Raw genomic sequence first — 22,459 nt, forward strand, 5'->3', positions numbered from 1 at the left:
TGTAGGAAGGGGCGGCGCGGCGCGCCCGTCGAGCGGGGCCGGGCCGCGGCGGGAAGCACCGGGTCCGATAACCTCGGGATGTGACGGAGCAGCACGAACAGCACGCGCACCAGTTCGAGCGGGGCACGGACGGGCCCAAGGTCATCGTGGTCGGGGTGGACGGCTCCGATTCCTCGATGCGGGCCGCGGCCTACGCGGGCGGTCTGGCCAGGCGGCAGCACGCGCTGCTGGCGGTGGTGTACGTGCAGCCGGTGCTCGCGGCGGGGGCGGCTCTCGGGGCTCCGGTTGCGGAGACGACCGACGAGATCGCCGAGGAGCTGATCGCCCAGATCCGGGAGGCGGCGGAGCGCGTCAAGGGGATATTCGACGTGCGCTGGGAGTTCCACACCTTCCGTGGCGACGCCTACAACGGCCTGGTGAAGGCGGCGGACGAGCTGAAGGCGGACGCGGTCGTGGTGGGCGCCTCCGAGCAGGCGGGGCACCGGATCATCGGGTCGGTGGCGGTCCGGCTGGTGAAGGCGGGACGGTGGCCGGTGACGGTCGTACCGTAGCCGTCTCCTTCCGGAGCAGCGGCAGGGTCGCAAGGAGCAGGACGCCGGCCAGGGCGATGGCGGCGCGCGGGCCGGTGAGGCTCGCCAGCAGGCCCCACAGGGCGGTCAGGGCGGCCGTGGTGGCCTTGCCGGTGATGGACCAGGCGGACAGGGTGCGGGCGACCCGGTCGTCCGGGGTGCATTCCAGGCGGCGGGTGGCGTACACGGGGTTGTAGACGCCCGAGCTGGTGATCACCCCGAACTCCACGGCCATCACCAGCAGCAGTCCGGGCACGCCGGGCCCGACGAAGGCCAGCCCGAGGGGCCAGACGGCGCGCAGGGCGCCCGCGGTGCGCAGTATCCGCCGCTGCCCGTAGCGGGCGACCAGCGGGCGGGCCAGCCGGGAGCCGAGGAGTCCACCGAGGCAGGGCACGGCGAAGGCGAGGCCGTACTGCCAGGGGGCGAAGCCGAGCGGGCCGAGCATGAGGACGGCCAGCGGCGGTACGGCGACCATGATCAGGGCGTTGACCGCGAGGTTGTTGAAGAACAGCGGCCGCAGGGCCTCGCTGGTGAGGATGTACCGCCAGCCGTCGAGCAGGTCGGCGGCCCGCAGGCGCTGCACGCCGGTGCGCTCGGGGCGGGGCTCGCCGCCGCCCACGGCCCGGATGCCCAGCGCCGACAGCAGAAAGCTGACCGCGTTCGCCACGACCGTCGCGACCGGGCCGAACAGGCCGATCGCGGCGCCGCCGAGGGGCGGTCCGAGGACGAGGGCGGTCCAGTTCGTGGACTCGAACCGGGAGTTCGCCGTGAGCAGCCGGTCGGCCGGGACGAGCGTCTTCAGGAAGGCGCCGGAGGCCGCGTTGAAGGTGATGTCGGCCGCCGCGACGATCACCGACACCAGCAGCAGCTGACCCAGGCCGAGGCCACCGAGCGCGTAGGCGGCGGGGACGGTGAGCAGCGCGGCGAACCTGGCCAGGTCCATGGCCATCATCACCGGCCGCTTGCGCCGGAACTCCACCCACGGCCCGAGCGGCACGGCCGCCACGGCGCCCACGGCGGGCCCGGTCGCGGCGAGCAGTGCCACCTCGGCCGGTCCGGCGTGCAGCACGAGGACCGCGATCACCGAGAACGCGTCGAAGGCGAGATACGTGCCGATCGCACTCGCCGAGTACGCGGCCCACAGCCACCCGAACCGCCGTCCCACGCACAACCTCCCCGTTGACCCGGGACATGAAATCGGGCGCCGGGCGCCGAAGCAAACAACTTCCGGATCAGGCGTCACAACCATCGGTTGTACGGTGGCGAAGTGGACCTCAAGGCAGTGCGCACCTTCGTCACCGTGGCCGGCTCGGGACAGTTCCAGGAGGCTGCCGCCGTGCTGGCGGTCACCCAGCAGGCCGTCTCCAAGCGGATCGCCGCGCTGGAGAAGGAGCTGGGCGTGCGGCTGTTCACCCGTACCGCCCGGGGCGCCGTCCTCACCGTCGACGGCCGGGCCTTCCTGCCGCACGCCCACGAGCTGCTGCTGGCCGAGGAGCGGGCCACCTCCGCCGTAGGGCCCGGGCGGCGCGCTCTGCGGGTCGATGTGATCGGCCCGCGACTCGCCCCCGCGGCGCTGCTGCGCGACTTCCACGAGGCGCACCCGGAGGTGGCCCTGGACGTGGTCACGCTCTTCGACGTGGACTCGGCGCTCACCGCCCTGCGCTCCGGGACGGTCGACGCGTCCTTCCGTGCCGTCGCCATGCCCGGGCGGCCGCTGCCCAGGGGCGTCGAGGCCGCGCGCGTCCTCGACGAACCGATCCAGCTGCTCACCGGCCCGGGGCACGCCCTGGCCGGCCGCCGCTCGGTCTCGCCCGGGGAGCTGGCCGGGCACCGGATCTGGATGCCGGGCATCGTGGACGGCACCGAGTGGGCCGCGTACTACGCCTCGCTCGCCGCCGAGTTCGGGCTCACCATCGACTCCTCGGGCGCCAACTTCACCGGGGCGGTGCAGGACGCGGTCGCCGCCGACAGCACCCTGGCGACCCTGGTCAGCGAGCAGACCCGGCTGGTCTGGCCGGCCGGCCACGATCTGCGCCGTATCCCGCTCCTCGACCCGACACCCGTCTACCCGCACTCCCTGCTGTGGGTCACCGCCAACCCGCACCCGGCGCTCACCGCCCTGCGCACCCACCTCGCCGACCGGCGCCCCGCCCGGCCTGAGGGCCGCACCTGGACGCCGGACTGGACCGAGCCCTCCGCCCGTGCGTGGCGTCTTCCGTACGGGATCGCCCTGAGCCATCATGATCCGCCGTCAGCCGTTTGCCACCGGCGAAGAGGTGAGGCTCATGGCCAAGCTCCGTATGGGTGAGGGAATTCTCCGCCGCAAACCCATCGAGCACATCGAGGACACCGAGATCAGCGAGGGGCCCCGGCTGGACCGGTCGCTCGGGCTGTGGCAGCTCACGGCGATCGGTATCGGCGGCATCATCGGGGCGGGCATCTTCACGCTGGCCGGCACGGTGGCCCACGAGACGGCCGGGCCCGCGGTGCTGGTGTCGTTCCTCATCGCCGGCCTGGCGAGCGCCTGCGCGGCGCTGTCGTACGCCGAGTTCGCCGGGCTGATCCCGAAGGCGGGATCGGCGTACACGTACGGCTACGCGGTGCTCGGCGAGTTCGCGGGCTGGTTCATCGGCTGGGACCTGCTGCTGGAGTACACGGCGATCGTGGCCGTCGTCGCCATCGGCATCTCCGGATACTTCGGTTTCCTGGTCGAGGAGACGGGCGCGAACCTGCCCGACTGGATGCTGGGCGCGCCCGGCACCGGGCACGGGCACCGGGTCGACCTGTTCGCGGCCGCGCTGTGTCTGCTGATCGCCTGGCTGCTCAACCTGGGCATCCGCACCGCGGCCCGCTTCGAGACGTTCGTGGTCGCCCTGAAGGTGCTGGTGGTGCTGGTGGTGATCGCGGTGGGCGTGTTCCACATCAACAGCGCGAACTACCATCCGTTCTTCCCGTTCGGCATCAGCGGGGCGTTCACCGGTGCGGCGACCGTGTTCTTCGCGGTGTTCGGCTACGACGCCATGTCGACCGCGGCGGAGGAGTCGAAGGACGCGCAGCGGCACATGCCGAAGGCGATCATCTACTCGCTGGCGATCTCGATGGTGCTGTACGTGGCGGCCTGCCTGGTGCTGACGGGCATGCAGAACTACACGGAGATCGACCCGGAGAGCGGCTTCTCGTCGGCGTTCAAGTCCGTGGGGCTGAACAAGCTCGCCGACGTGATCGCGGTGGGCGCGATCATCGGCATCCTCACGGTGATGTTCACGTTCATGCTGGGCGTGACCCGGGTGTGGTTCAGCATGAGCCGGGACGGGCTGCTGCCGATCTGGTTCGCCAAGACGCACCCGACGCGGCACGTGCCGACCCGGGTGACGTGGATCGTCGGGGCGGTCTCGGCCCTCATCGCCGGGTTCCTGCCGATCGGCGAGGCGGCCGAGCTGACCAACATCGGCATCCTGCTGGCGTTCGTGGTGGTGTGCGCCGCGGTGATCGTGCTGCGCTACCGGCAGCCGGACCTGCCGCGCACCTTCCGGACCCCGTGGATGCCGTTCGTGCCCGCGCTGGGTGTCGTCTTCTCGATCTGGCTGATCACGTTTCTGCGGTGGCAGACCTGGGTGCGGTTCGCGGTCTGGTTCGTGATCGGCTGCGTGGTCTACTTCGGCTACTCCTACCGCCGTTCCGCGCTGGCCCGGCCGCAGTCCGCCGAGTGATCACTCCCCCATGACCAGCCCGTCGTCGGCGGCACCGCGGCTGAGGACGACCTCCCTGATCCGGTCGCGCACCCCCTCCAGCTCGGCGCCGTCGGAGATCGCCTGGTTGAGGTCGCGGACCCGGCCGGAGTCGAGGTCGTACATCTGCGGGATGAATTCGGCCCTGGTGACCTGCCAGCGGTCGCCGGGACGGGCGGGCGGGGCGAAGGTGAAGCGGCCGAGGGTGGAGTCGTTGCCGCGCGAGTCCTGCACGCCCTTGTCGTTGTACATCTCGCCGGCGATCTGGTCGCCCAGGCCGTAGACCACCCAGGTGCCGTTGACCTTCTCGTACGCCTGCGGGACATGGGCGTGGGTGCCGAGGATCAGGTCGATGTCCGGGCGGCCGTTCGTCTTCGAGGCCGTCAGCTGGTCGGCGAGGGCGAGCTGCAGCCGGTCCGGGTCGTCCTGCCACTCGGTGCCCCAGTGCACGGAGACGACGACCACGTCGGCGCCCGCCTTCCGGGCGGCTCGGGCGTCGGCGATCATCCGGTTCCGGTCGATCAGGCCGACGGCCCAGGGTTGTCCGGGCGGCAGCGGGCGGTCGTCGGTGCCGTACGTGTACGACAGGTGCGCGACCCGGGCCCCGCCCGCCCGGAGCATCGTGACCGAGCGGGCCTCGTCCTCGGTGCGGGCGGTCCCGGCGTGCCGCAGGCCGGCCCGGTCCATGGCGTCCAGGGTGCGCCGCATGCCGGGGGCGCCGTCGTCCAGGGCGTGCTCGGAGGCGGTGGAGCAGCCGTCGTAGCCGGTCGCGGCGAGGCCCTGGGCGATCTGCGGCGGGGACTTGAAGACGGGGTACCCGCTGTAGTCGCCGTCGGCGCCGTACACGGTCCCCATGTGACACAGCGCCAGATCGGCGCCGCCGACCACGGACTCGACGCCGGAGAGCATCGGGCGGAAGTCGTAGCCGTCGCCGTCGGCGTCGTAGCGCGCCCGCTCGATGACGGAGGTGTGCGGCAGCACGTCGCCCGAGGCGACGAGGGTGAAGCCGCGGTCGGCGGACGGCGCCGGGCGGCCTGCGCCCGCGAGCTCCTGCCGCTCGTGGTTCTGACAGGCGGCAGCCGCGGCGAGGAGGGCGGTCAGGGCCAGCGCAACCTGCTTTCTGCGTCCGATCATCAGCTCACCCCGGGATCGTCGTATCTGCAGACGTCGTATTTACAGACAAAGCTTTTACGGGCATATGGGTATGAATCCAACCCTTCACGCAAACAGTCCGGGCGCCTGAATTAGCCCATCCGGAGCCGCCCCGCGCGCTCACGGAGCACCCCTCGCCCTACCGTTCGCCGACACGATCGACCGTCCGTCGCAGAGCCGTGTACGCCTCCTGTCCCCCCGGCGGCGCCCTGCGCTGCCATACGGCCATGACGGCCGTAACCTCACTCACCCACGGGACGACGACCGCCGAGCACGAGCTGGCCGCACTCCAGCGCGAGCACGGCGGCCCCTTGTTCGCGCTGCTGCTCAGGCTGAGCGACGGGGACCGGCAGCGCGCCGAGGACCTCGTACAGGAGACCCTGCTGCGCGCCTGGCAGCACCCCGAGGCCCTGCACGCCGAGGACTTCGACTCGGTACGCCCCTGGCTGCTGACCGTCGCCCGGCGCCTCGCGATCGACGCGCGGCGGGCCCGGCAGGCGCGGCCGCCCGAGGTCGGCGACGAGGTGCCCGAGAACGCGCGGGTGACCGCCGACCACGCCGAGCGGGCCGCCGCGATGCTCGATGTCCGGGAGGCTGTGAAGACACTCACGCCGGAGCACCGTGACGTCCTGATACTCGTGTACTTCCGCGGGGCCAGTGTGGCGGAAGCGGCGCAAACCCTTGGGATTCCACCCGGTACCGTGAAGTCTCGCGCGTACTACGCGCTGCGCGCCCTGCGCCGGGTCCTACCGGGTTATGCGGCCGACCTGCGGTGAAACCGAAGACTGGGTCAAACCTCGGTAAAGCGCCTTGCTGAGACCCCCGTTCGGGCAATCAGCTGTCCTCATCCGGGTTCCGGACGGGGACCGCCCGCACCGGGTCCAGGGTCTCGGGCGACACGCACGCACCGGAGGAAGGCAGGAAGGGATGCTGCACAGAGGGCACGAGAGCACGGACGGCACCGGCGGCGGCGAACTGGCCGTTCCCATGGCCTGGTTGTACGCCGAGTACATCGCCGACGAGCTGCTGCGCACCGGCGACCTGATGCCGCCGACGTCCTTCGAGTTCCGGGCCGGCCGGGACGCGCTGGCGCTGACCGTCTTCCTCTCCGACACCGACGGCGAGCTGTCCGGGATCCGGGTGATCTCGCAGCTGGAGAACTGGCTGTCGCTGACGGCTTACGACCAGCCGTGGCAGGAGTGGGTGCGCGAGCGGATGGCCCAGCTGGCCGGCGAGGAGGCCTCGGCCGCCGCGCCGTCGCCGGACCTGGCGCTGGCGGCCGAGGCCTGGCGCTGGCTGGAGGAGACCGAGCTGCTGGCGCCCGACCTGGACGCGGTGCCGGGCGGCGGTGCGGTGTTCGGCGAGGACGACGGGCCGAAGGTGTGGACCCCGGCCTGGCGGCTCGGACTGCCCCTCGGACACCTGGCGATCCATCTTTTCTGAGTCGTCTCGAATTCAGACCAATCCGCGGGCCGGGCGGCTCCGAATCTCTTGGTCACGATTCGGTGTGTGTCTTGAGTGATTCGGTTGTCCGCTGCGTACGGATGGGAGCAAGGAGTAACCCCACCCACACCCATAGGCACGAGGATTCGGCATGAGGTCCCTGGAAAGGCATCGCGACGTCGGCGCGTACGCGCTCGGCGTGCTGGACGAGGCGGAGGCCTTCCGCTTCGAGGACCACCTCATGGAGTGCCCTCAGTGCGCGGCACAGGTGACCGAATTCGGTCCCACGGCACGGCAGTTGATGCTGTACCGCCGCTCCACGCCGCGCTTCGTGCACCCCATGGCCCAGCCCGGTCCCCGACTGCTCGACCGGCTGATGGGCGAACTGGCACACCGGCACCGGGCACGGCGCCGCCACTTCCTGTACGGCCTGGCCGCCTCCGTGGTGCTGGCCGTGGCCGGACCGGGCCTCATGGTCTACGCCGGGCACGAGGAGCCCGCGGCCCGGGTCACCGCTGCGACCGACCCGAAGACGGGTGTGTGGGCGCAGGTCACCACCGAGGACGGATACTCCGGCAGCCGGATGCGGCTGGAGGTGAAGGACGGCTCCGGGCCGCACTCCTGCCAGCTGGTCGTCATCGGAAAGGACGGCTCGGAGCAGGTCGTCAGCGGCTGGAAGGTGGACGCCCACGACACCGGGACGACCACGGCCGCGGCGGGCTCCGCCATGCATCCCGCCGAGATCGCCCGCTACGAGGTGCGCACCGCGGACGGACAGCCGCTGGTGTCGCTCGACGCCGACTGAGTGCCTCGTTGAAGCGTCAATCACGTTGCGCGGCAACGGATTTGCCGCCTCACGGGCAGGGGCGGAGACTGAAAACGAAGACGTGGAGCCACCGACGGTCCGCTCTGCGCCGCCCCTAGGAGTTCGGACGAAGGGGCTGAGCCGGTGGAGAACCAAGTGCTGATCCGCCTCTGCGAAGAGGGGGCGGAACCCGAGCGTGTGGAGCAGCTGACCGGCTATCTGCGTCAGGAACTGCTCTCGGCCGGCGTGGCGGACGATGTCCGTGCGGTCCCCGCGGAAGAGACGCCACCCGGCGCACGATGCGTGGACGTCGCCCTGGTCGGCTCCCTGCTGCTGGGTCTGGGCACATCCCTCACCGGGCTGAGCCAGGTGGTGGGTGTGCTCCGTGACTGGCTGGGCCGGTTCGGGGGCACCCGCCCGTCGCTGACTTTGACGCTGGACGGAGACACCCTGGAGCTTTCGGCGGCGACGGACGAGCAGGTGGCCGAGGCGGTGAAGATCTTCCTTGCGAAGCACTCCGCAGTGGGGACCTAGACATGGGCGAGTCCCGGCATGCGCTGATCATCGCCAACGACACCTACGAGGATCAGGGCCTCAAGCAGCTGAGAGCGCCCGGGCACGATGCCGAAGCCCTCTGCGAAGTCCTGGGCGATCCGCAGATCGGCGACTTCGATGTGGAAGTCGTCAGGAACGCGTCGGCCCAGGACATGCGGACGAGCATCGAAGCCTTCTTCTCCGACCGCCGCCGTGACGACAAGCTCGTGCTGCACTTCTCCTGCCACGGGATCAAGAACGAGTCCGGCGATCTGTACTTCGCCGCCCGCGACACCCAGACCAGGCTGCTCAACGCCACGGCGGTACCCGCCCAGTTCGTCTACGGGTGCATGTCCGGTACCCGGGCGGGCTGCACCGCACTGTTCCTCGACTGCTGCTACGGAGGAGCCTTCTCCCGCGGGGCGTCCGTGCGCGCCTCCCGGGACATGCACGTCCTCGACGCCTTCACGGGCGAGAAGCCGAGCGGAGGGCGCGGCTGGGCCGTCATCACGGCGTCGAACTCCATGGAGTACGCCTTCGAGGACGCCAAGCTCACCGAGGGCAGCACCGCGAAACCGTCCGTGTTCACCCACGCGGTGGTGGAGGGCCTGGAAACCGGTGACGCCGACCTCAAAGGACGCGGCGAGGTCCTGCTGGACGATCTGTACGAGTATGTCTTCGACCGCGTGAAGGAGCGGAACCCGAATCAGACCCCGAGCAAGACCGCCCAGATGCAGGGCAGCATGCAGCTGGCCCACAGCCGCCACCGCCGTATCCGGATCGAGGCCGAACCCCTGCCACGTCGTGTGCAGGAGGCCCTTCGGAGCAGAAACGAATTCACTCGCCTCGGTGCCGTCGACGAGGTGAGATCCCGGATGGAGAGCCCGAACCTCTCCATGGCCGAAGGGGCACGCCAGGCTCTGGAGGCCGTGGCCCGCGACGACACCCAGCAGGTGGCGGACAAGGCGCGCCGCGCCTTGAGCGATGCCTGCCTCAAACCCTCCCCGGCCCGCCTGGACTTCGGCCGGGTGCACCGGGGCACCGCCGTGCCGCGGCAGTCCGTGTCCCTGCACGGCACACCCCTGGCCCGCCACTGCGTGGCCCACGCCACGGGCAAATGGCTGCAGGTCGAGGAGTCCGACGAAGGCCTGGCCGTCGGTGTCGACACGTCCGCCGAAGGGCGTCTGACCGGCGACATCGCGCTGAAAGGGGTCGCCGACGATGCCGTGGTCCATGTCGAGGCCGAGGTGGTGCCGCCACCGCCCGACACGAAGCCCACGGGCAGCGAGGGGAAGGAGCCGGGCCTCACACACCGGCCCGAGTCCAGACTCCTGCTCGCCCCCGCGTTGGCGGCGGCAGCCCTGGCCCTCGCCGTCACCTCGGTGATCACTTGGGTCGTGGCAATCGTGGCGGTGATGTACGCCGAGGAAGGCCTCAGGGTGGGACCGGAAGAGACATTCGCGGCGTCCGCCCGCCACCACGGAGTGATCCCAGCCCTCATCACCGCCCTGATCACCGCGACGGCGGCGCTCGTCCTCGGTGCGTTCGCCCGGCGCGATCTCAGCGCGCGGCGCAAGCGCTACACCCCGGGGGCGAAGAGTGCCACGCGTTCCATGACCTTGGCGGCGAAGCGCTGTGCGATGCCGGTCTTCGTCCTGACCGTGCTCATGGGCATCGCCTACACCATCGTGACCCGATTCCTGTGAACGCGCCGGCTACTTCAGCAGCCGCGACATCCTCCGGTCCGCCAGCGGCTTGCCCCCCGTCTGGCAGGTCGGGCAGTACTGGAGCGAGGAGTCGCTGAAGGAGACCTCGCGGATGGTGTCGCGGCAGACCGGGCAGGGCTCGCCGGTGCGGCCGTGCACGCGCAGGCCGGTCTTCTTCTCCGCCTTCAGGCGTCCCGCGGCAAGGCCCCGGGAGCGTTCGACCGCCTCGGTGAGGGTGGTGCGCAGCGCCGCGTAGAGCCGCTCGGTCTCCTCCGTGGTCAGGGACGCGGCGAGTTTGAACGGGGACATCTTCGCCGCGTGGAGGATCTCGTCGCTGTAGGCGTTGCCCACCCCGGCGATCAGGCTCTGGTCGCGCAGGGCGCCCTTGATCTGGCGCCGTTCGCCCTTCAGCAGGGCGGCGAAGCGGTCCTCGTCGAAGTCGGCGGCGAGCGGGTCCGGGCCGAGGCGGGCCACGCCGGGCACCTCTCGCGGGTCACGGACGATGTACACGGCGAGCTTCTTCTGGGTGCCGGCCTCGGTGAGGTCGAATCCTGCGCCGGTCTCCAGGGCTGCGCGCAGGGCGAGGGGGCCCTTTCCGGGGCGCGGCGGGCCGTCCGGGAGCCGGTCCTTCCACTGCAGCCAGCCTGCGCGGGCCAGATGGGTGACGAAGTGCAGGCCGGTGCCGCCCTCGATGTCGAGGAACTTCCCGTGCCGGTGCACGGCGGTGACCTCGCTGCCCTCGAACGCGCCGACCGGAGGGTCGTACGTCTTCAGGACGCTGATCGCGACGGGCAGCACCCGTACGACCTCGTGGCCGACCAGGTTCTCGGTCAGGAAGTCCTTGAGGGCTTCCACCTCGGGGAGTTCCGGCATACGTCCAGAGTGCCATCCGGGGCCCCTGTGGTCAGGTGTGCTCGTGCACCAGGAACTCGCACCACACGCACTTGCCGCCGCCGCGCGCCTCCACGCCCCACACGTCGGCGAGCCGGTCGACGAGGAGCAGTCCGCGCCCGGAGACCCCGTCCTCCCCGGCGTCGCGGCGGCGCGGCAGGGCGCTGGAGGAGTCCTCGACCTCGACGCGCAGCCGGCGACCGCTGCCTTCGAGGGCCCGCAGGGTGACGATCGCCGAGCCCTCGGTGTGCATCAGGACGTTGGTGATGAGTTCGTCGGCGACCAGCTCGATCTCGTCGGCCCGGTCCCGGGCACCCCAGGAGCGGACGGCGGCGCAGATCATGTGCCGGGCCTGGATGAGGGCCTCGGGGTCGCCGGGTGCCACGTGCTGCTGGAGCCGGCCGCCGGGCCGCGGGGCCTCCGGGACGCGGCGGCGCAGCAGGAGCAGGGCCACGTCGTCGTCGCCGCCCCGCTCCTCGGCCACCTCGATCAGCCGGGTGGCGAGGTCGCGCACCTCGTCCGGGCCCTTGGTGATGAGGTTCGCGAGGGCCTCCAGCCCGTCGTCGAGGTCGGAGCCGGGCTGCTCGACCAGCCCGTCGGTGCACAGCAGCAGGGTGTGGCCGGGGTCGAGTTCGAGGGTGGAGACGGGGTACTCGAGCCGGCCGAACTCGGCGGAGAGGCCGAGCGGCAGGCCGCCCTCGACCGGGATCCGGTGGCAGCTGCCGTCGGCGTGCCGGACCAGCGGGTCGATGTGGCCGGCGCGGACCACCTGGACGACCCCGGTGGACAGGTCCGCTTCCGCGTACAGGCAGGTGGCGAAGCGGTCGGTGTCGAGTTCGTGCAGGAACACGGAGGCGCGGGCCATCACGGTGGCCGGGGTGTGTCCCTCGGCCGCGTAGGCGCGCAGCACGATGCGCAGCTGGCCCATCACGGCCGCCGCGTGCGTGTCGTGGCCCTGTACGTCGCCGATGACCGCGCCGACCCGGCCGCCGGGCAGCGGTATCAGGTCGTACCAGTCGCCGCCGATGTCCCGGCCGAGGGTGCCCCCGGCGGTGGCGGCGCGGTAGCGGACGGCGACGTCGGCACCGCGCACGCTCGGGATGGTGCGGGGCAGCATCGCCTGCTGGAGGCCCTGGGCGAGGTCCTTCTCCTGCTCGTAGAGCATGGCCCGCTGCAGGCTCTGCGCGATGCTGCTGCCGAGGGCGACGAGAACGTTGCGCTCCTCGGGCGAGAAGCCGCTGCGGTCGTTGTAGAGCAGGCCCATCGCGCCGATCGGGCGGGCCTGGGCGATCAGCGGCAGATAGGCGGCGGAGGTGATGTGCATGTCCGTGATGTGCGGCCACAGGATGGGAAAGCGCTCGGAGAACTCGTCCGCCGACTCGATGAAGCACGGGCTGAGGGTCCGCACCGCCTCGCCCATCGGGTAGGGCTCGTCGATCCGGGTGATGCGGGTGCCGGGCACGTAGGTGCCCGCAGGGCCCTCGGCAACCAGCCGGATGCGGCCGGCCTCGACCAGGCCGAGGACCAGGCTGGTGGAGCCGAGCAGGGTCAGGCCCTGGGCGTCCGTGACGACGTCGATGACGTCCTGGACCGTGCGGGCGTGGGCGAGGGCGGCCGTGGCGATCTGGACAACGTTTGTCTGGTCGCGCCGGGCGGCGGCCTGCGCGGACACGTCCTTGCGGACCACGCGTTCGCTCAGCTCGTCGGTGGCGTCCCGGACGATCCCGATGATCCGGCGCGGGCGGCCCGTCTCGTCGCGCCGTATGTAGCCCTGGGTGTGGGTCCAGCGCAGGGTGCCGTCGCGGCGCCGGACTCGGAAGTACGCGCCGTAGTTCTCCCGGCCGTCCTTGATGGCCTGGGCCACCAGGAGGTCGAGGCGGTGGCTCTCCGCGGCGGGCACCCGTACGGACAGGGTCTCCGGGTGACCGTCGTACTCGTCGGGGCGCAGGTCGAAGATCTCGTGCGCCTGGGCGTCCATGCTGAACAGACCGGTGTCCAGATCCCAGTCGAAGCTGCCCATCCGGTTGAGCGCCAGGATCGGATCCGGGTGGGCGGGCCAGTCCTGCGGGAGTGATAGGGCACTCGCCCCCCGATCAGCCATGGGGCCACCTTGCCAGGGTTTGTCCGATTCTTCGACCGCTGGGTCCCAGCTGCGGCGGTTACGCACACGAAGAAGCGCGGTACCTGGAGTGACGAGCACCGCTGGGGCACCCTCGACGCGGCGGCCACAATGGAGGCAGGAGCGCACCGACGTGGACTGGTTCACCACCCCCGACTACTGGCTGAGCCGGCTGGTCTTCCAGCGGGCCCTGGCCGGTCTGTACCTCGTCGCGTTCCTGGTGGCCGCCCTGCAGTTCCGGGCCCTGCTGGGCGAACGCGGCATGCTGCCGATCCCCCGCTACACGGCGCGGATCCGCTTCAGACGCGCCCCGAGCCTGTTCCACCTGCACTACTCGGACCGCTTCTTCGCGGCCTGCGCCTGGGCGGGCTGCGCGGTGTCGGCGGCCCTGCTGGCCGGCGCGGACTCGCTGCTGCCGCTGTGGAGCGGCATCCTGCTGTGGCTGGTGCCGTGGGCGCTGTACCTGTCGATCGTCAACGTGGGCCAGACCTGGTACGCGTTCGGCTGGGAGTCGCTGCTGCTGGAGGTCGGCTTCCTGGCCGCTTTCCTGGGCAACGACGAGGTCGCGCCGCCGCTCGTCGTCCTGTTCCTACTGCGCTGGATCCTGTTCCGGGTCGAGTTCGGCGCCGGGCTGATCAAGCTCCGGGGCGACGCGTGCTGGCGGAAGCTGACGTGCCTGTACTACCACCACGAGACGCAGCCGATGCCGGGCCCGCTGAGCTGGTTCTTCCACCACCTGCCGAAGCCGCTGCACCGGGTGGAGGTCGCCGCGAACCACTTCACCCAGCTGGTCGTACCCGTGCTGCTGTTCACCCCCCAGCCGATCGCCACGGCCGCCGCCGCGCTGATGATCGTCACCCAGCTGTGGCTGGTGCTGTCGGGCAACTTCTCCTGGCTGAACTGGATCACCATCGTCGTGGCCCTGTCCGCGCTGCGGCTGCCCGCCACGGCACCGTCCGTGCCCGCGGCACCGCTCTGGTACGAGATCGTGGTGCTCGCGGTCGCCGCGCTGCTGGTCTGCCTGAGCTACCACCCGGTGACGAACATGATCTCCCGGCGCCAGGTCATGAACCGCTCCTTCGACCCGCTGCACCTGGTGAACACCTACGGCGCGTTCGGCAGCGTCAGCCGGATCCGTCACGAGGTGGTGGTCGAGGGCACGCTGGACGACATGCCGCGGGAGGACTCGGAGTGGCGGGAGTACGAGTTCAAGGGGAAGCCCGGCGATCCCCGGCACTGGCCACGCCAGTTCGCGCCCTACCATCTGCGCCTGGACTGGCTGATGTGGTTCGCCGCGCTGTCCCCCGCCTACGCCGGCGAATGGTTCGGCGGCCTGGTGGAGCGGCTGCTGGAGAACGACCGCGACACCCTGAAGCTGCTGCGCCGCTCCCCCTTCCCGCCGGACACCCCGCCCCGCTTCATCCGCGCCCGCCTCTTCCGGTACCGCTACACCACCTGGCAGGAGCTGCGGGAGACGGGAGCGTGCTGGGAACGGGTGTACGTGCGGGACTGGCTGCCGCCCACGCGGCTGGCCCGGATGGCTCAGAGGTCGTAGACCCGGCCGGCGGTGCCCTCGTACAGGGCGGTGCGCTCGGCCGCGCTGAGACCTGACGTCAACTCACCTGCTGTGTCGATGATTTGTGCGTAGGTGGCCGCGAGCGTGCACACCGGCCAGTCGGAGCCGAACATGAGGCGGTCGGGGCCGAAGGCCTCCAGGGCGGTCTCCGCGTACGGGCGCAGGTCCACGGTCGCCCAGGAGGCGGGGGCGGCCTCCGTGACCAGGCCGGAGAGTTTGGCGACGGTGTTGGGGAGGGAGGCCAGGGCACGCAGGGCCGTGGCCCAGGGTTCGCGTTCGCCCGAGGCGATGGGCGGCTTGCCCAAGTGGTCGAGCACGAAGGTGAGTTGGGGCAGGTCTGCGGCCGCCTTGGTGCAGGCCGGGAGCTGATGGGGCAGGACCACGAGGTCGTAGACCAGGCCCGCTTCGGCCACGGCGGCCAGGCCGCGCCGTACGTCGTCCCGCAGCAGCCACTGCGGGTCGTGCTCGCCCTGGACCTGGTGGCGGATGCCCTTCAGATACGGGCCGCCGGGGAGTTCGCGCAGGCGGGCCAGTTCGTCGGCGAGGTCGGGGCGGGTGAGGTCACTCCAGCCGACCACGCCCGCGACGAGCTCGTGTCCGGCGGCCAGGGCCAGGAACTCGGGGGTCTCCTCGGGGACGGTGACCGTCTGGACGAGGACGGTGCGGTCCACTCCGGCCGCCCGCGCCTCGGGTTCCAGGTCGGCGAGGGTGAAGTTCCTTCTCAGCCGCTGGAGTTCGGGGCCCTGGATCCAGTCCTGGTCGCGGACCGACAGGTCCCAGACGTGGTGGTGGGCGTCGACGGTCACGGCAGCTCCCAGACGACGGGCAGCCCGGCGTCAGCGCCGCCCTGCGAGTAGTCGTGCACGACGTCGAGCAGCTCGGCCATCCGGGCCTGCCGGGCGACGTTGACCGGCAGCTCTTCGAGTGCGGCGAGGAGGCGGCCGTAGTCCTCGCACTCCAGGAGGTGGAAGAGGTCGGTGCCTCCCCCACGCTCGGCTTCGCTCGCGCGGGGGGACCCCCACCGCCAGATGGTCCAGGAGGTGGCTCCGGCGGCGCGGATGGCGTCGGTGAGTTCCTTCGGGACCTCGCGGTGGGCCGCCTCGTAGTCGGCGATGCGGTGGGCACGGACCTTGGTGTGCAGGGCGACTCTCATGACGGCTCCTCGGACGGCAGCAGACCGGTGTCGCGCAGTTCCTGCCAGAAGGCGGGCGGCACGGGGGTGGCGAACTGCTCGGCGCAGTCGTGCAGTTCGGCTGCGGAGCGGGCCCCGGCCAGGACGCTCGCGACGGTCGGGTGCGCGGCGCAGAAGGCCAGGGCGGCGGCGCGCAGGGTGATGTCGTGCCGGGCGGCGACCGCCTTCAGGCGCAGGGCGCGGTCCAGCAACTCCTGTGGGGCACGGGTGTAGTTGTACGTCGACCCGGGGGTCGGGTCCGCCAGCAGGCCCGAGTTGAAGGCGCCGCCGATGACGACCGACACCCCCCGCGACGCGGCCTCGGGCAGCAGCTCGGCCGCAGCGCTCTGGTCGAGCAGGGTGTACCGGCCCGCGCAGAGCACCACGTCCACGTCCGTGTCACGGACGAACCGGGTGAGCATCTCCGCCTGGTTCATGCCCGCGCCGATCGCGCCCACGACGCCCTCCGAGCGGAGCTTCTCCAGGGCGGGATAGCCCTCGCGGAAGGCCTGCTCGGCGTGGTCGTCGGGGTCGTGGAGGTAGACGACGTCGACCCGGTCGAGGCCGAGCCGGTCCAGGCTCGCCTCCAGGGTGCGGCGGATGCCGTCGGCGCCGAAGTCCCAGACGCGCCGGTGGTCGGCGGGGACGGCGAAGCCGTTCGGCAGGTCGTCTCCGGCGCCGTCGGCGGGTTCCAGGCGGCGGCCGACCTTCGTGGAGACCGTGTACGCGGCGCGGTCGTACGCCCGCAGGGCCGCGCCCAGGCGCCGTTCGGACCGGCCGAGGCCGTAGTGGGGCGCGGTGTCGAAGTAACGGACGCCCCGCTCCCAGGCGGCGCGCACGGCCTCGTACGCCTGCTCGTCGTCCATGGGGGTGTACAGGTTGCCGATCCCGGCGGCGCCGAAGCCCAGCGGACTGACCTCGACCCCGCTGCGGCCCAGGCGGTTCACCGGCCCGCCGGGCGCAGCCTGAGGCCCTGCATACCGCCGTCGACGGCGAGGGCGGTGCCGGTGGTGGCACCGGAGAGGGGGCTGGCCAAGTAGGCGATGGCGCCCGCGACCTCGGCCGCCGAGACGAGCCGGCCGGCGGGCTGGCGGGCCTCCAGGGCGGCGCGCTCGGCGGCGGGGTCGGGGGCCGCGTCCAGCAGTCGGCCGACCCACGGGGTGTCCGCCGTACCGGGGTTGACGCAGTTGACGCGGATGCCCTCGCGGACGTGGTCGGCGGCCATGGCCAGGGTCAGGGAGTACACCGCGCCCTTGGTGGCGCTGTAGAGGGCGCGCTGCGGCAGGCCCGCGGTGGCCGCGACGGAGCAGGTGTTGACGATCGCGGCGTGCCGGGAGCGGCGCAGATACGGGAGGGCGGCGCGGGCGGCGCGGACCATGCCGAGGACGTTGACGTCGAAGACGCGCCGCCACTCCTCGTCGTCGTTGTCCTCGACGGTGCCCTGGGCGCCGATGCCGGCGTTGCTGACCAGGACGTCGAGACCGCCGAGGGCTTCGGCGGCCTGCTCGACGGCGGTACGCACCGAGGTGTCGTCGCTGACGTCGGCCCGGTAGGCGAGGAGGGGCTTGTCCACCGAGGACGGGTCCAGGTCGAGCACGGCGACCTGGGCGCCGCGTTCGGCGAGGAGGTCGGCCGTGGCCCGGCCGATCCCGGAGGCGCCCCCGGTGACCAGGGCCCTGAGGCCCGCGAAGTCGCTCATGCCGCCTGTCCCTTCTGTGTGTCGGGGTCGGCGGCCCAGAAGGTGCCGCCGGGGTAGGTGTACCGCGCGATGGACTCGGGGCGCATGGCCGCCGAGAAGCCGGGCGTGGTGGGGGCCGTGTAGTGGCCGTCGCGGATCACCACGGGGGTGAGGAAGTGCTCGTGGAGGTGGTCGACGTACTCGATGACCCGGTCCTCGGTGGTGCCGGAGAGCGCCAGGTAGTCGAACATCGACAGGTGCTGGACGAGTTCGCACAAGCCGACCCCGCCGGCGTGCGGGCAGACGGGGACGCCGAACTTGGCGGCGAGCAGCAGGATGGCGAGGTTCTCGTTGACCCCGCCGACACGGGCCGCGTCGATCTGCACGATGTCGAGGGCGCCGGCCTGCAGCATCTGCTTGAACACGATGCGGTTGTGAACGTGCTCGCCGGTGGCGACCTTGACAGGTGTCACCGCACGGCGGATGGCCGCGTGGCCGAGGACGTCGTCGGGGCTGGTGGGCTCCTCGATCCAGTACGGGTCGAACTCGGCGAGCGCCTTGGTCCAGGCGATCGCCTCGTCCACGTTCCAGCGCTGGTTGGCGTCGACGGCGAGGCGGACGTCCGGTCCGACGACGGCGCGGGCGACCCGGCAGCGCCGTACGTCGTCCGCCAGGTCGGCGCCCACCTTGAGCTTGATCTGCCGGAAGCCGTCGGCGACGGCCCGGGCGGCGAGCCGGGTGAGTTTGTCGTCGTCGTAGCCGAGCCAGCCGGGTGAGGTCGTGTAGGCGGGGAAGCCGCGCTCCAGCAGCCGGGCCCGGCGGTCCTGGGCACCCTGGCTGCCGCGTCCGAGCAGGTGGAGGGCTTCCTCGGGGGTGAGGGCGTCGGTGATGTAGCGGAAGTCGATCTGGCTGACCAGCCACTCCGGTTCGGCGTCGGCGAGCAGCTGCCACAGCGGCTTGCCGGCCCGGCGGGCGGCGAGGTCCCAGACGGCGTTGACGACGGCCCCGATCGCCATGTGCATCACGCCCTTCTCGGGGCCGAGCCAGCGCAGCTGGCTGTCGGCGATCAGGTCCCGGAAGAGCGAGCCGGGGTCGGCGCAGACCTCCTCGACCGGGCGGCCGAGCACATGGCCCCGCAGCGCGTCGATCGCGGCGACCTGGACGTCGTTGCCCCGCCCGATGGTGAAGGTGAACCCGTGCCCCTCGTGTCCGTCGGCGGCGTCCGTGCGCAGGACGACATAGGCCGCCGAGTAGTCGGGGTCCGGGTTCATCGCGTCGGAGCCGTCCAGCTCGCGCGAGGTGGGGAAACGGATGTCGTGGGTGTCGACGCCGGTGATGCGGGCGGGGGCCTCGGACACTGAAGTCCTTTCGGTCAGGGGGTAGTTGGGGCGGGGTCAGTCCTGGGCCCGGCCCGTCGTCACGCGGGCGATCATCAGGGCGACGAGGATGATCCCGCCGTAGATGGCCTGGATCCAGAACGACGGCACCTGCGCGAGGGTCAGCAGGTTCTGTACGACGCCCAGCAGGAGGACGCCGGTGAGGGCGCCGGCCATGGTGCCCCTGCCGCCGTCCAGGCTGATGCCGCCGATCACGGCCGCCGCGAACACGGTGAAGATCATGTTGTTGCCCTGGTTGGCGCTGATCGCGCCGACGTACCCGGTCTGCAGGAGGCCGCCGACGGAGGCGAGGACACCGGCGACGACGAACACCCCGAGCATCACTCGCTCGACCCGGATACCGGCCGCGCGGGCCGCGTCCGCGTTGCCGCCTATGGCGTACAGGGCGCGGCCGACGCGGTGGTAGCGCAGGAGGAGGCCGGTGACCGCGAAAGAGAGCGCCGCCAGCCACACGGACATCGGGACGCGCAGGAAGGTCGTGGTGGCGAGGGTGAAGAACGCGTCGGGCATCCCGAACAGCGTCTTGCCCTTGGTGGCGCCGACCAGCAGCCCGCGCAGGATGATCAGCATCGCCAGGGTGACGATGAAGGCGTTGAGCCGGAACTTCACCACGAGGATGCCGTTGAGGGCGCCGATCGCCGCGCCGACGACGAGGATCGTGACGAGGGCGAGCGCGGTGGGCCACTCGGTGCCCCAGCCGGACTGGGCCGAGGGCAGGACGAGCAGGGCGCCCACGGCGGGCGCGATGCCGACCACCGATTCGAGCGACAGGTCGAACTTGCCGGTGATCAGGACGAGCGACTCGGCGAGCACCACCATGGCGAGGGCCGCGGAGGCGCCGAGGATCGAGATGATGTTGCGCTCGGTGAGGAAGGAGTCGTTGACGAACGCGCCCAGCACCATCAGCAGCAACAGCGCGGGAACCAGGGCGAGTTCGCGGGCGCGGCGGAGCAGGACGGCCTTGGCCGAGCGGGGGCCCTGGACCTTGACGGGCGTGAGCGGCGGGGCCTTGGTGTCAGCCATGGTCCACTCCTTCGATGGAGGCGATCAGCTCGTGGTCGTGCCAGCCCGCCGGGTGCTCGGCGACGATCCGGCCGTGGAAGAGGACGAGGACCCGGTCGCAGCGCCGCAGGTCGTCGAGTTCGTCGGAGACGACGAGCACGGCGGTGCCGTCCTCGCGGGCGCTGTCCATCCGGGCGAGCAGGGACTCCTTGGACTTCACGTCGACACCCGCGGTGGGGTTGATCAGGACGAGCAGCCGCGGTTCGGACGCCAGGGCGCGGGCCATGACGACCTTCTGCGCGTTGCCGCCGGAGAGGTCGGAGACCGGCTGGTCGGGGCCCTCGGCGTGGATGTCGAGGCGTTCGATGAGGTCGGTGGCGACGCCGCGTCTGCGCCGGGTGCCGACGAAGCCGTACCGGCCCAGGCGGCCGAGGACGCTCAGGGTGGCGTTGTCGCCGATGGTCATCCCGGTCACGAGTCCCTGTTCGTGCCGGTCGCGGGGTACGCAGGCGACACCGGCCCCGAGCGCGGCCTGGACGTCGCCGAACGGGAGCCGTCCGCCGTCGAGCCGGGCCGTGCCGCCGGTCGGGGTGTGCAGTCCGGCGAGGGACTCGGCCAGCTCGATCTTCCCGCTGCCGCTGGAGCCGGCGAGTCCGACGACCTCGCCGTGGCGGACGGTGAGGTCGATGTCCCGGTACGACTCCGACGACAGTCCGTGCGCTTCCAGGGCGACCGGCGCGTCGAAGGCCACCGTGTCCCGCACGGTCGCCGCCCGCTCGACAACGGTCTCCCCGGCCATGGCCTCCACCAGGGCGGCGCGCGGCAGTTCGGCGACCGGCGCGGTGGTGATCCAGCGGGCGTCGCGCAAGACGGTCACCGTCTGGCAGACCTCGTACACCTCCTGGAGATGGTGCGAAATGAACAGGAAGGTGACCCCGGAGTCCTGCAGTGAGCGCATCCGGCTGAACAGCCGATCGATCTCCCGGTTGTCGAGCTGGGCGGTCGGCTCGTCCAGGACGATGAACCGCGCGCCGAAGCTCAACGCCCGGGCGATCTCCACCATTTGGCGGTCCTCGACCCTGAGGTCGGTGGTGCGGGCCTCGGGGTCGACGTGCACGTCCCAGGTGGCGAGCAGGTCGGCGGCCGCGCGCCGGAGCCGACGCCAGCTGATGAAGCCTCTCTGGAGCGGCTGCCGATTGATGAACAGGTTCTCGGCGACCGTCAACTCCGGTACGACCGTGGGCTTCTGGTACACGCAGGCGACCTTCCGGCGCCAGGCGTCCCGGTCGGCGAGCGCGGGTGCGGGCGCGCCGGCGAAGCGTACGGTGCCCTCGTCCGGGGCCTGGAGTCCGGTGAGGACGTTGACGAGCGTGGACTTGCCCGCGCCGTTGCGGCCGACCAGTGCGTGGGACTCGCCGGGGTGGACGGTGAGCCGGCCGTCGGCGAGGGCGACCGTGGGGCCGTACCGCTTGACGATGCCCTCGGCTTCAACGAGAGGTGCGTTCATTTGACCGTGTTGCCCCAGAGCTTGGGGTCGTCGACGTTCTCCTTGGTGACCAGCGGCGCGGGCAGCTGGTCCTCCAGGATGCCGCTGGGCAGCTTCACGATGGTCGAGCCGTGGTCGGTGGGACCGGGCTCGAACGTCTTCCCCGCCATCGCCGCCTTGATGTAGTACATGCCGTACTGGGCGTAGGCGTCGGCCGGTTGGGAGACGGTGGCGTCGATCCGGCCCTTGCGGATGGCGTCGAACTCCTGCGGGATGCCGTCGTTGGAGACGATGACGATGTGGCCCTTCCGGCCCGCCGTCTTCAGCATGTTCTTCGACTTCAGGGTCTGCAGGGTCGGCGCGAGGTACACGCCACCGGCCTGCATGTAGATGCCCTTGATGTCGGGGTTGGCGCCCAGCAGCGTGTCCAGCTTGGCGGCCGCGGTGTCGGACTCCCACTTGGCGGGGATCTCCAGCACCTTGAGCTTCGGGTACTTCTTCTTCACGCAGGCCCGGAAGGCCTCGGAGCGGTCGCGGCCGTTGACCGAGGCGAGGTCGCCCATGATCTGCACGACCTTGCCGCTGGTGACGTGCTGTCCGAGGTAGTCGCAGGCCTTCTCGCCGTAGGCGACGTTGTCGGCGCGCACCACCATGGCGACCTTGCCCTTGTCGGGCGCGACGTCCACGGCGACGACCGGCACGCCCTTGCGTTCGGCCTGGTCGAGTCCGGCCTGGATGGCGGCGCTGTCCAGGGGCGCGACGACGAGTCCCTTCACGCCCTGGTTCAGCTCGTTGTTGATGTCGGTGATCTGCTGCGAGGGATCGCTGTTGGAGTTGACCGTCTTCAGCGCGTCGACACCCTCGGACTTCGCCATCTTGGGCACGTAGTCGTTGTACGACTGCCAGAACGGCGAGGTCAGCAGGGGCAGGATCACCCCGACCCGGCCGGAGCCGCCTCCGCCTCCCGCGCCGGACGCGCCGGTGTCCTTGGTGCTGCCGCACGCGGTGAGCAGCAGCGAGGCGCAGGCGGCCAGGGCCGCCACGCCGGTGATCCGTGACCTGTTCTGCTTCCTCGCTGTTCTGACGGGCATCTCGCGGCTCCTCGTCGAGGGTGTTCGAGCAGATGCCTGGATACTTATCAGACCACTCGGACGCCGGAACACCCTCTGGCGCCAAGTTTTCCGCCCTCCGACGCATAGTGG

Annotated in this window: 21 protein-coding genes; 9 read left to right on the forward strand and 12 right to left on the reverse strand. The window is 71.3% G+C overall.

Translation table 11 applies throughout. From position 1 onward, the window contains the following. The first annotated feature begins 80 nt into the window (after positions 1-80). On the forward strand, positions 81-551 hold the full coding sequence (locus tag ACFY3C_RS01870) for a universal stress protein (protein ID WP_386576813.1): 471 nt from the start codon (positions 81-83) through the stop codon (positions 549-551). Here the strand turns inward: ACFY3C_RS01870 and ACFY3C_RS01875 are convergent. Next, positions 487-1,734: an MFS transporter gene (locus tag ACFY3C_RS01875; RefSeq protein WP_390769325.1), complete on the reverse strand. Its 1,248-nt coding sequence runs from the start codon at positions 1,732-1,734 to the stop codon at positions 487-489. The two genes, ACFY3C_RS01870 and ACFY3C_RS01875, sit on opposite strands and share 65 nt — an antisense overlap. A 102-nt stretch (positions 1,735-1,836) precedes the next feature. On the opposite strand from ACFY3C_RS01875, the gene ACFY3C_RS01880 reads away from it, so the two are divergent. Both ACFY3C_RS01880 and ACFY3C_RS01885 read left to right on the forward strand, forming a co-directional pair. Continuing rightward, complete coding sequence (locus ACFY3C_RS01880) at positions 1,837-2,877, forward strand: LysR family transcriptional regulator (RefSeq protein WP_390769326.1); 1,041 nt, start codon at positions 1,837-1,839, stop codon at positions 2,875-2,877. Continuing rightward, entirely contained in the window at positions 2,855-4,279 is a 1,425-nt protein-coding gene (locus ACFY3C_RS01885) for an APC family permease (protein ID WP_390769327.1), read from the forward strand. Before ACFY3C_RS01880 ends, ACFY3C_RS01885 begins: the two co-directional genes overlap by 23 nt. On the opposite strand, the gene ACFY3C_RS01890 is transcribed toward ACFY3C_RS01885, so the two are convergent. After that, positions 4,280-5,431 carry a CapA family protein gene (locus ACFY3C_RS01890; protein WP_390769328.1) on the reverse strand — a complete coding sequence of 384 codons (1,152 nt, stop codon included), beginning with the start codon at positions 5,429-5,431 and terminating at the stop codon, positions 4,280-4,282. A gap of 245 nt (positions 5,432-5,676) precedes the next feature. Between ACFY3C_RS01890 and ACFY3C_RS01895 the strand changes: the two genes are divergently transcribed. From ACFY3C_RS01895 to ACFY3C_RS01915, 5 genes are all read left to right on the forward strand, one after another. Continuing rightward, entirely contained in the window at positions 5,677-6,225 is a 549-nt protein-coding gene (locus ACFY3C_RS01895) for a sigma-70 family RNA polymerase sigma factor (RefSeq protein ID WP_386576818.1), read from the forward strand. Between the two features lie 151 nt (positions 6,226-6,376). Beyond that, positions 6,377-6,892 carry a hypothetical protein gene (locus ACFY3C_RS01900; RefSeq protein WP_386576819.1) on the forward strand — a complete coding sequence of 172 codons (516 nt, stop codon included), beginning with the start codon at positions 6,377-6,379 and terminating at the stop codon, positions 6,890-6,892. A gap of 151 nt (positions 6,893-7,043) precedes the next feature. Continuing rightward, positions 7,044-7,697 carry a zf-HC2 domain-containing protein gene (locus tag ACFY3C_RS01905; RefSeq protein ID WP_390769329.1) on the forward strand — a complete coding sequence of 218 codons (654 nt, stop codon included), beginning with the start codon at positions 7,044-7,046 and terminating at the stop codon, positions 7,695-7,697. 144 nt (positions 7,698-7,841) lie between these two features. Continuing rightward, a complete protein-coding gene (locus ACFY3C_RS01910) occupies positions 7,842-8,231 on the forward strand; it encodes a hypothetical protein (RefSeq protein WP_386576821.1) in 390 nt (129 codons plus the stop codon). Between the two features lie 2 nt (positions 8,232-8,233). Next, positions 8,234-9,937, forward strand: a complete 1,704-nt coding sequence (locus ACFY3C_RS01915) for a caspase domain-containing protein (RefSeq protein ID WP_390769330.1) — start codon at positions 8,234-8,236, stop codon at positions 9,935-9,937. A gap of 9 nt (positions 9,938-9,946) precedes the next feature. Here ACFY3C_RS01915 and ACFY3C_RS01920 read toward each other — a convergent pair whose 3' ends face one another. Further along, positions 9,947-10,810 (reverse strand): Fpg/Nei family DNA glycosylase, encoded by an 864-nt coding sequence (locus ACFY3C_RS01920; protein ID WP_390769331.1) that lies wholly within the window; start codon positions 10,808-10,810, stop codon positions 9,947-9,949. 31 nt (positions 10,811-10,841) lie between these two features. Next, on the reverse strand, positions 10,842-12,929 hold the full coding sequence (locus ACFY3C_RS01925) for a SpoIIE family protein phosphatase (protein WP_390769332.1): 2,088 nt from the start codon (positions 12,927-12,929) through the stop codon (positions 10,842-10,844). A gap of 151 nt (positions 12,930-13,080) precedes the next feature. On the opposite strand from ACFY3C_RS01925, the gene ACFY3C_RS01930 reads away from it, so the two are divergent. Further along, on the forward strand, positions 13,081-14,502 hold the full coding sequence (locus ACFY3C_RS01930; RefSeq protein WP_390769333.1) for a lipase maturation factor family protein: 1,422 nt from the start codon (positions 13,081-13,083) through the stop codon (positions 14,500-14,502). On the opposite strand, the gene ACFY3C_RS01935 is transcribed toward ACFY3C_RS01930, so the two are convergent. The 8 genes from ACFY3C_RS01935 to ACFY3C_RS01970 are packed head-to-tail and all read right to left on the reverse strand — an operon-like array spanning position 14,490 to position 22,348. After that, entirely contained in the window at positions 14,490-15,329 is an 840-nt protein-coding gene (locus tag ACFY3C_RS01935) for an amidohydrolase family protein (protein ID WP_390769334.1), read from the reverse strand. The two genes, ACFY3C_RS01930 and ACFY3C_RS01935, sit on opposite strands and share 13 nt — an antisense overlap. Beyond that, a complete protein-coding gene (locus ACFY3C_RS01940; protein WP_390769335.1) occupies positions 15,326-15,676 on the reverse strand; it encodes an L-rhamnose mutarotase in 351 nt (116 codons plus the stop codon). The genes ACFY3C_RS01935 and ACFY3C_RS01940 overlap by 4 nt, the downstream gene beginning before the upstream one ends. Next, entirely contained in the window at positions 15,673-16,641 is a 969-nt protein-coding gene (locus tag ACFY3C_RS01945; RefSeq protein WP_390769336.1) for an aldo/keto reductase, read from the reverse strand. The genes ACFY3C_RS01940 and ACFY3C_RS01945 overlap by 4 nt, the downstream gene beginning before the upstream one ends. Next, on the reverse strand, positions 16,638-17,393 hold the full coding sequence (locus tag ACFY3C_RS01950; protein ID WP_390769337.1) for an SDR family NAD(P)-dependent oxidoreductase: 756 nt from the start codon (positions 17,391-17,393) through the stop codon (positions 16,638-16,640). The genes ACFY3C_RS01945 and ACFY3C_RS01950 overlap by 4 nt, the downstream gene beginning before the upstream one ends. Next, a complete protein-coding gene (locus tag ACFY3C_RS01955; protein WP_390769338.1) occupies positions 17,390-18,730 on the reverse strand; it encodes an L-fuconate dehydratase in 1,341 nt (446 codons plus the stop codon). Before ACFY3C_RS01955 ends, ACFY3C_RS01950 begins: the two co-directional genes overlap by 4 nt. Positions 18,731-18,766: 36 nt before the next feature. Next, positions 18,767-19,792 carry an ABC transporter permease gene (locus ACFY3C_RS01960; RefSeq protein ID WP_386576832.1) on the reverse strand — a complete coding sequence of 342 codons (1,026 nt, stop codon included), beginning with the start codon at positions 19,790-19,792 and terminating at the stop codon, positions 18,767-18,769. Further along, entirely contained in the window at positions 19,785-21,278 is a 1,494-nt protein-coding gene (locus ACFY3C_RS01965; RefSeq protein ID WP_390769339.1) for a sugar ABC transporter ATP-binding protein, read from the reverse strand. The genes ACFY3C_RS01960 and ACFY3C_RS01965 overlap by 8 nt, the downstream gene beginning before the upstream one ends. Continuing rightward, positions 21,275-22,348: a sugar ABC transporter substrate-binding protein gene (locus ACFY3C_RS01970; protein WP_390769340.1), complete on the reverse strand. Its 1,074-nt coding sequence runs from the start codon at positions 22,346-22,348 to the stop codon at positions 21,275-21,277. Before ACFY3C_RS01970 ends, ACFY3C_RS01965 begins: the two co-directional genes overlap by 4 nt. Positions 22,349-22,459 lie beyond the last annotated feature (111 nt).

The sequence above is a fragment of the Streptomyces sp. NPDC001410 genome (assembly GCF_042895235.1).
Lineage (GTDB): Bacteria > Actinomycetota > Actinomycetes > Streptomycetales > Streptomycetaceae > Streptomyces.

Coding starts and splice junctions, on each gene's coding strand:
- ACFY3C_RS01885 (WP_390769327.1), top strand. CDS start 2,855: ATGGCCAAGCTCCGTATGGGTGAGGGAATTCTCCGCCGCAAACCCATC.
- ACFY3C_RS01890 (WP_390769328.1), bottom strand. CDS start 5,431: ATGATCGGACGCAGAAAGCAGGTTGCGCTGGCCCTGACCGCCCTCCTC.
- ACFY3C_RS01895 (WP_386576818.1), top strand. CDS start 5,677: ATGACGGCCGTAACCTCACTCACCCACGGGACGACGACCGCCGAGCAC.
- ACFY3C_RS01900 (WP_386576819.1), top strand. CDS start 6,377: ATGCTGCACAGAGGGCACGAGAGCACGGACGGCACCGGCGGCGGCGAA.
- ACFY3C_RS01905 (WP_390769329.1), top strand. CDS start 7,044: ATGAGGTCCCTGGAAAGGCATCGCGACGTCGGCGCGTACGCGCTCGGC.
- ACFY3C_RS01915 (WP_390769330.1), top strand. CDS start 8,234: ATGGGCGAGTCCCGGCATGCGCTGATCATCGCCAACGACACCTACGAG.
- ACFY3C_RS01920 (WP_390769331.1), bottom strand. CDS start 10,810: ATGCCGGAACTCCCCGAGGTGGAAGCCCTCAAGGACTTCCTGACCGAG.
- ACFY3C_RS01925 (WP_390769332.1), bottom strand. CDS start 12,929: ATGGCTGATCGGGGGGCGAGTGCCCTATCACTCCCGCAGGACTGGCCC.
- ACFY3C_RS01940 (WP_390769335.1), bottom strand. CDS start 15,676: ATGAGAGTCGCCCTGCACACCAAGGTCCGTGCCCACCGCATCGCCGAC.
- ACFY3C_RS01950 (WP_390769337.1), bottom strand. CDS start 17,393: ATGAGCGACTTCGCGGGCCTCAGGGCCCTGGTCACCGGGGGCGCCTCC.
- ACFY3C_RS01960 (WP_386576832.1), bottom strand. CDS start 19,792: ATGGCTGACACCAAGGCCCCGCCGCTCACGCCCGTCAAGGTCCAGGGC.
- ACFY3C_RS01965 (WP_390769339.1), bottom strand. CDS start 21,278: ATGAACGCACCTCTCGTTGAAGCCGAGGGCATCGTCAAGCGGTACGGC.
- ACFY3C_RS01970 (WP_390769340.1), bottom strand. CDS start 22,348: ATGCCCGTCAGAACAGCGAGGAAGCAGAACAGGTCACGGATCACCGGC.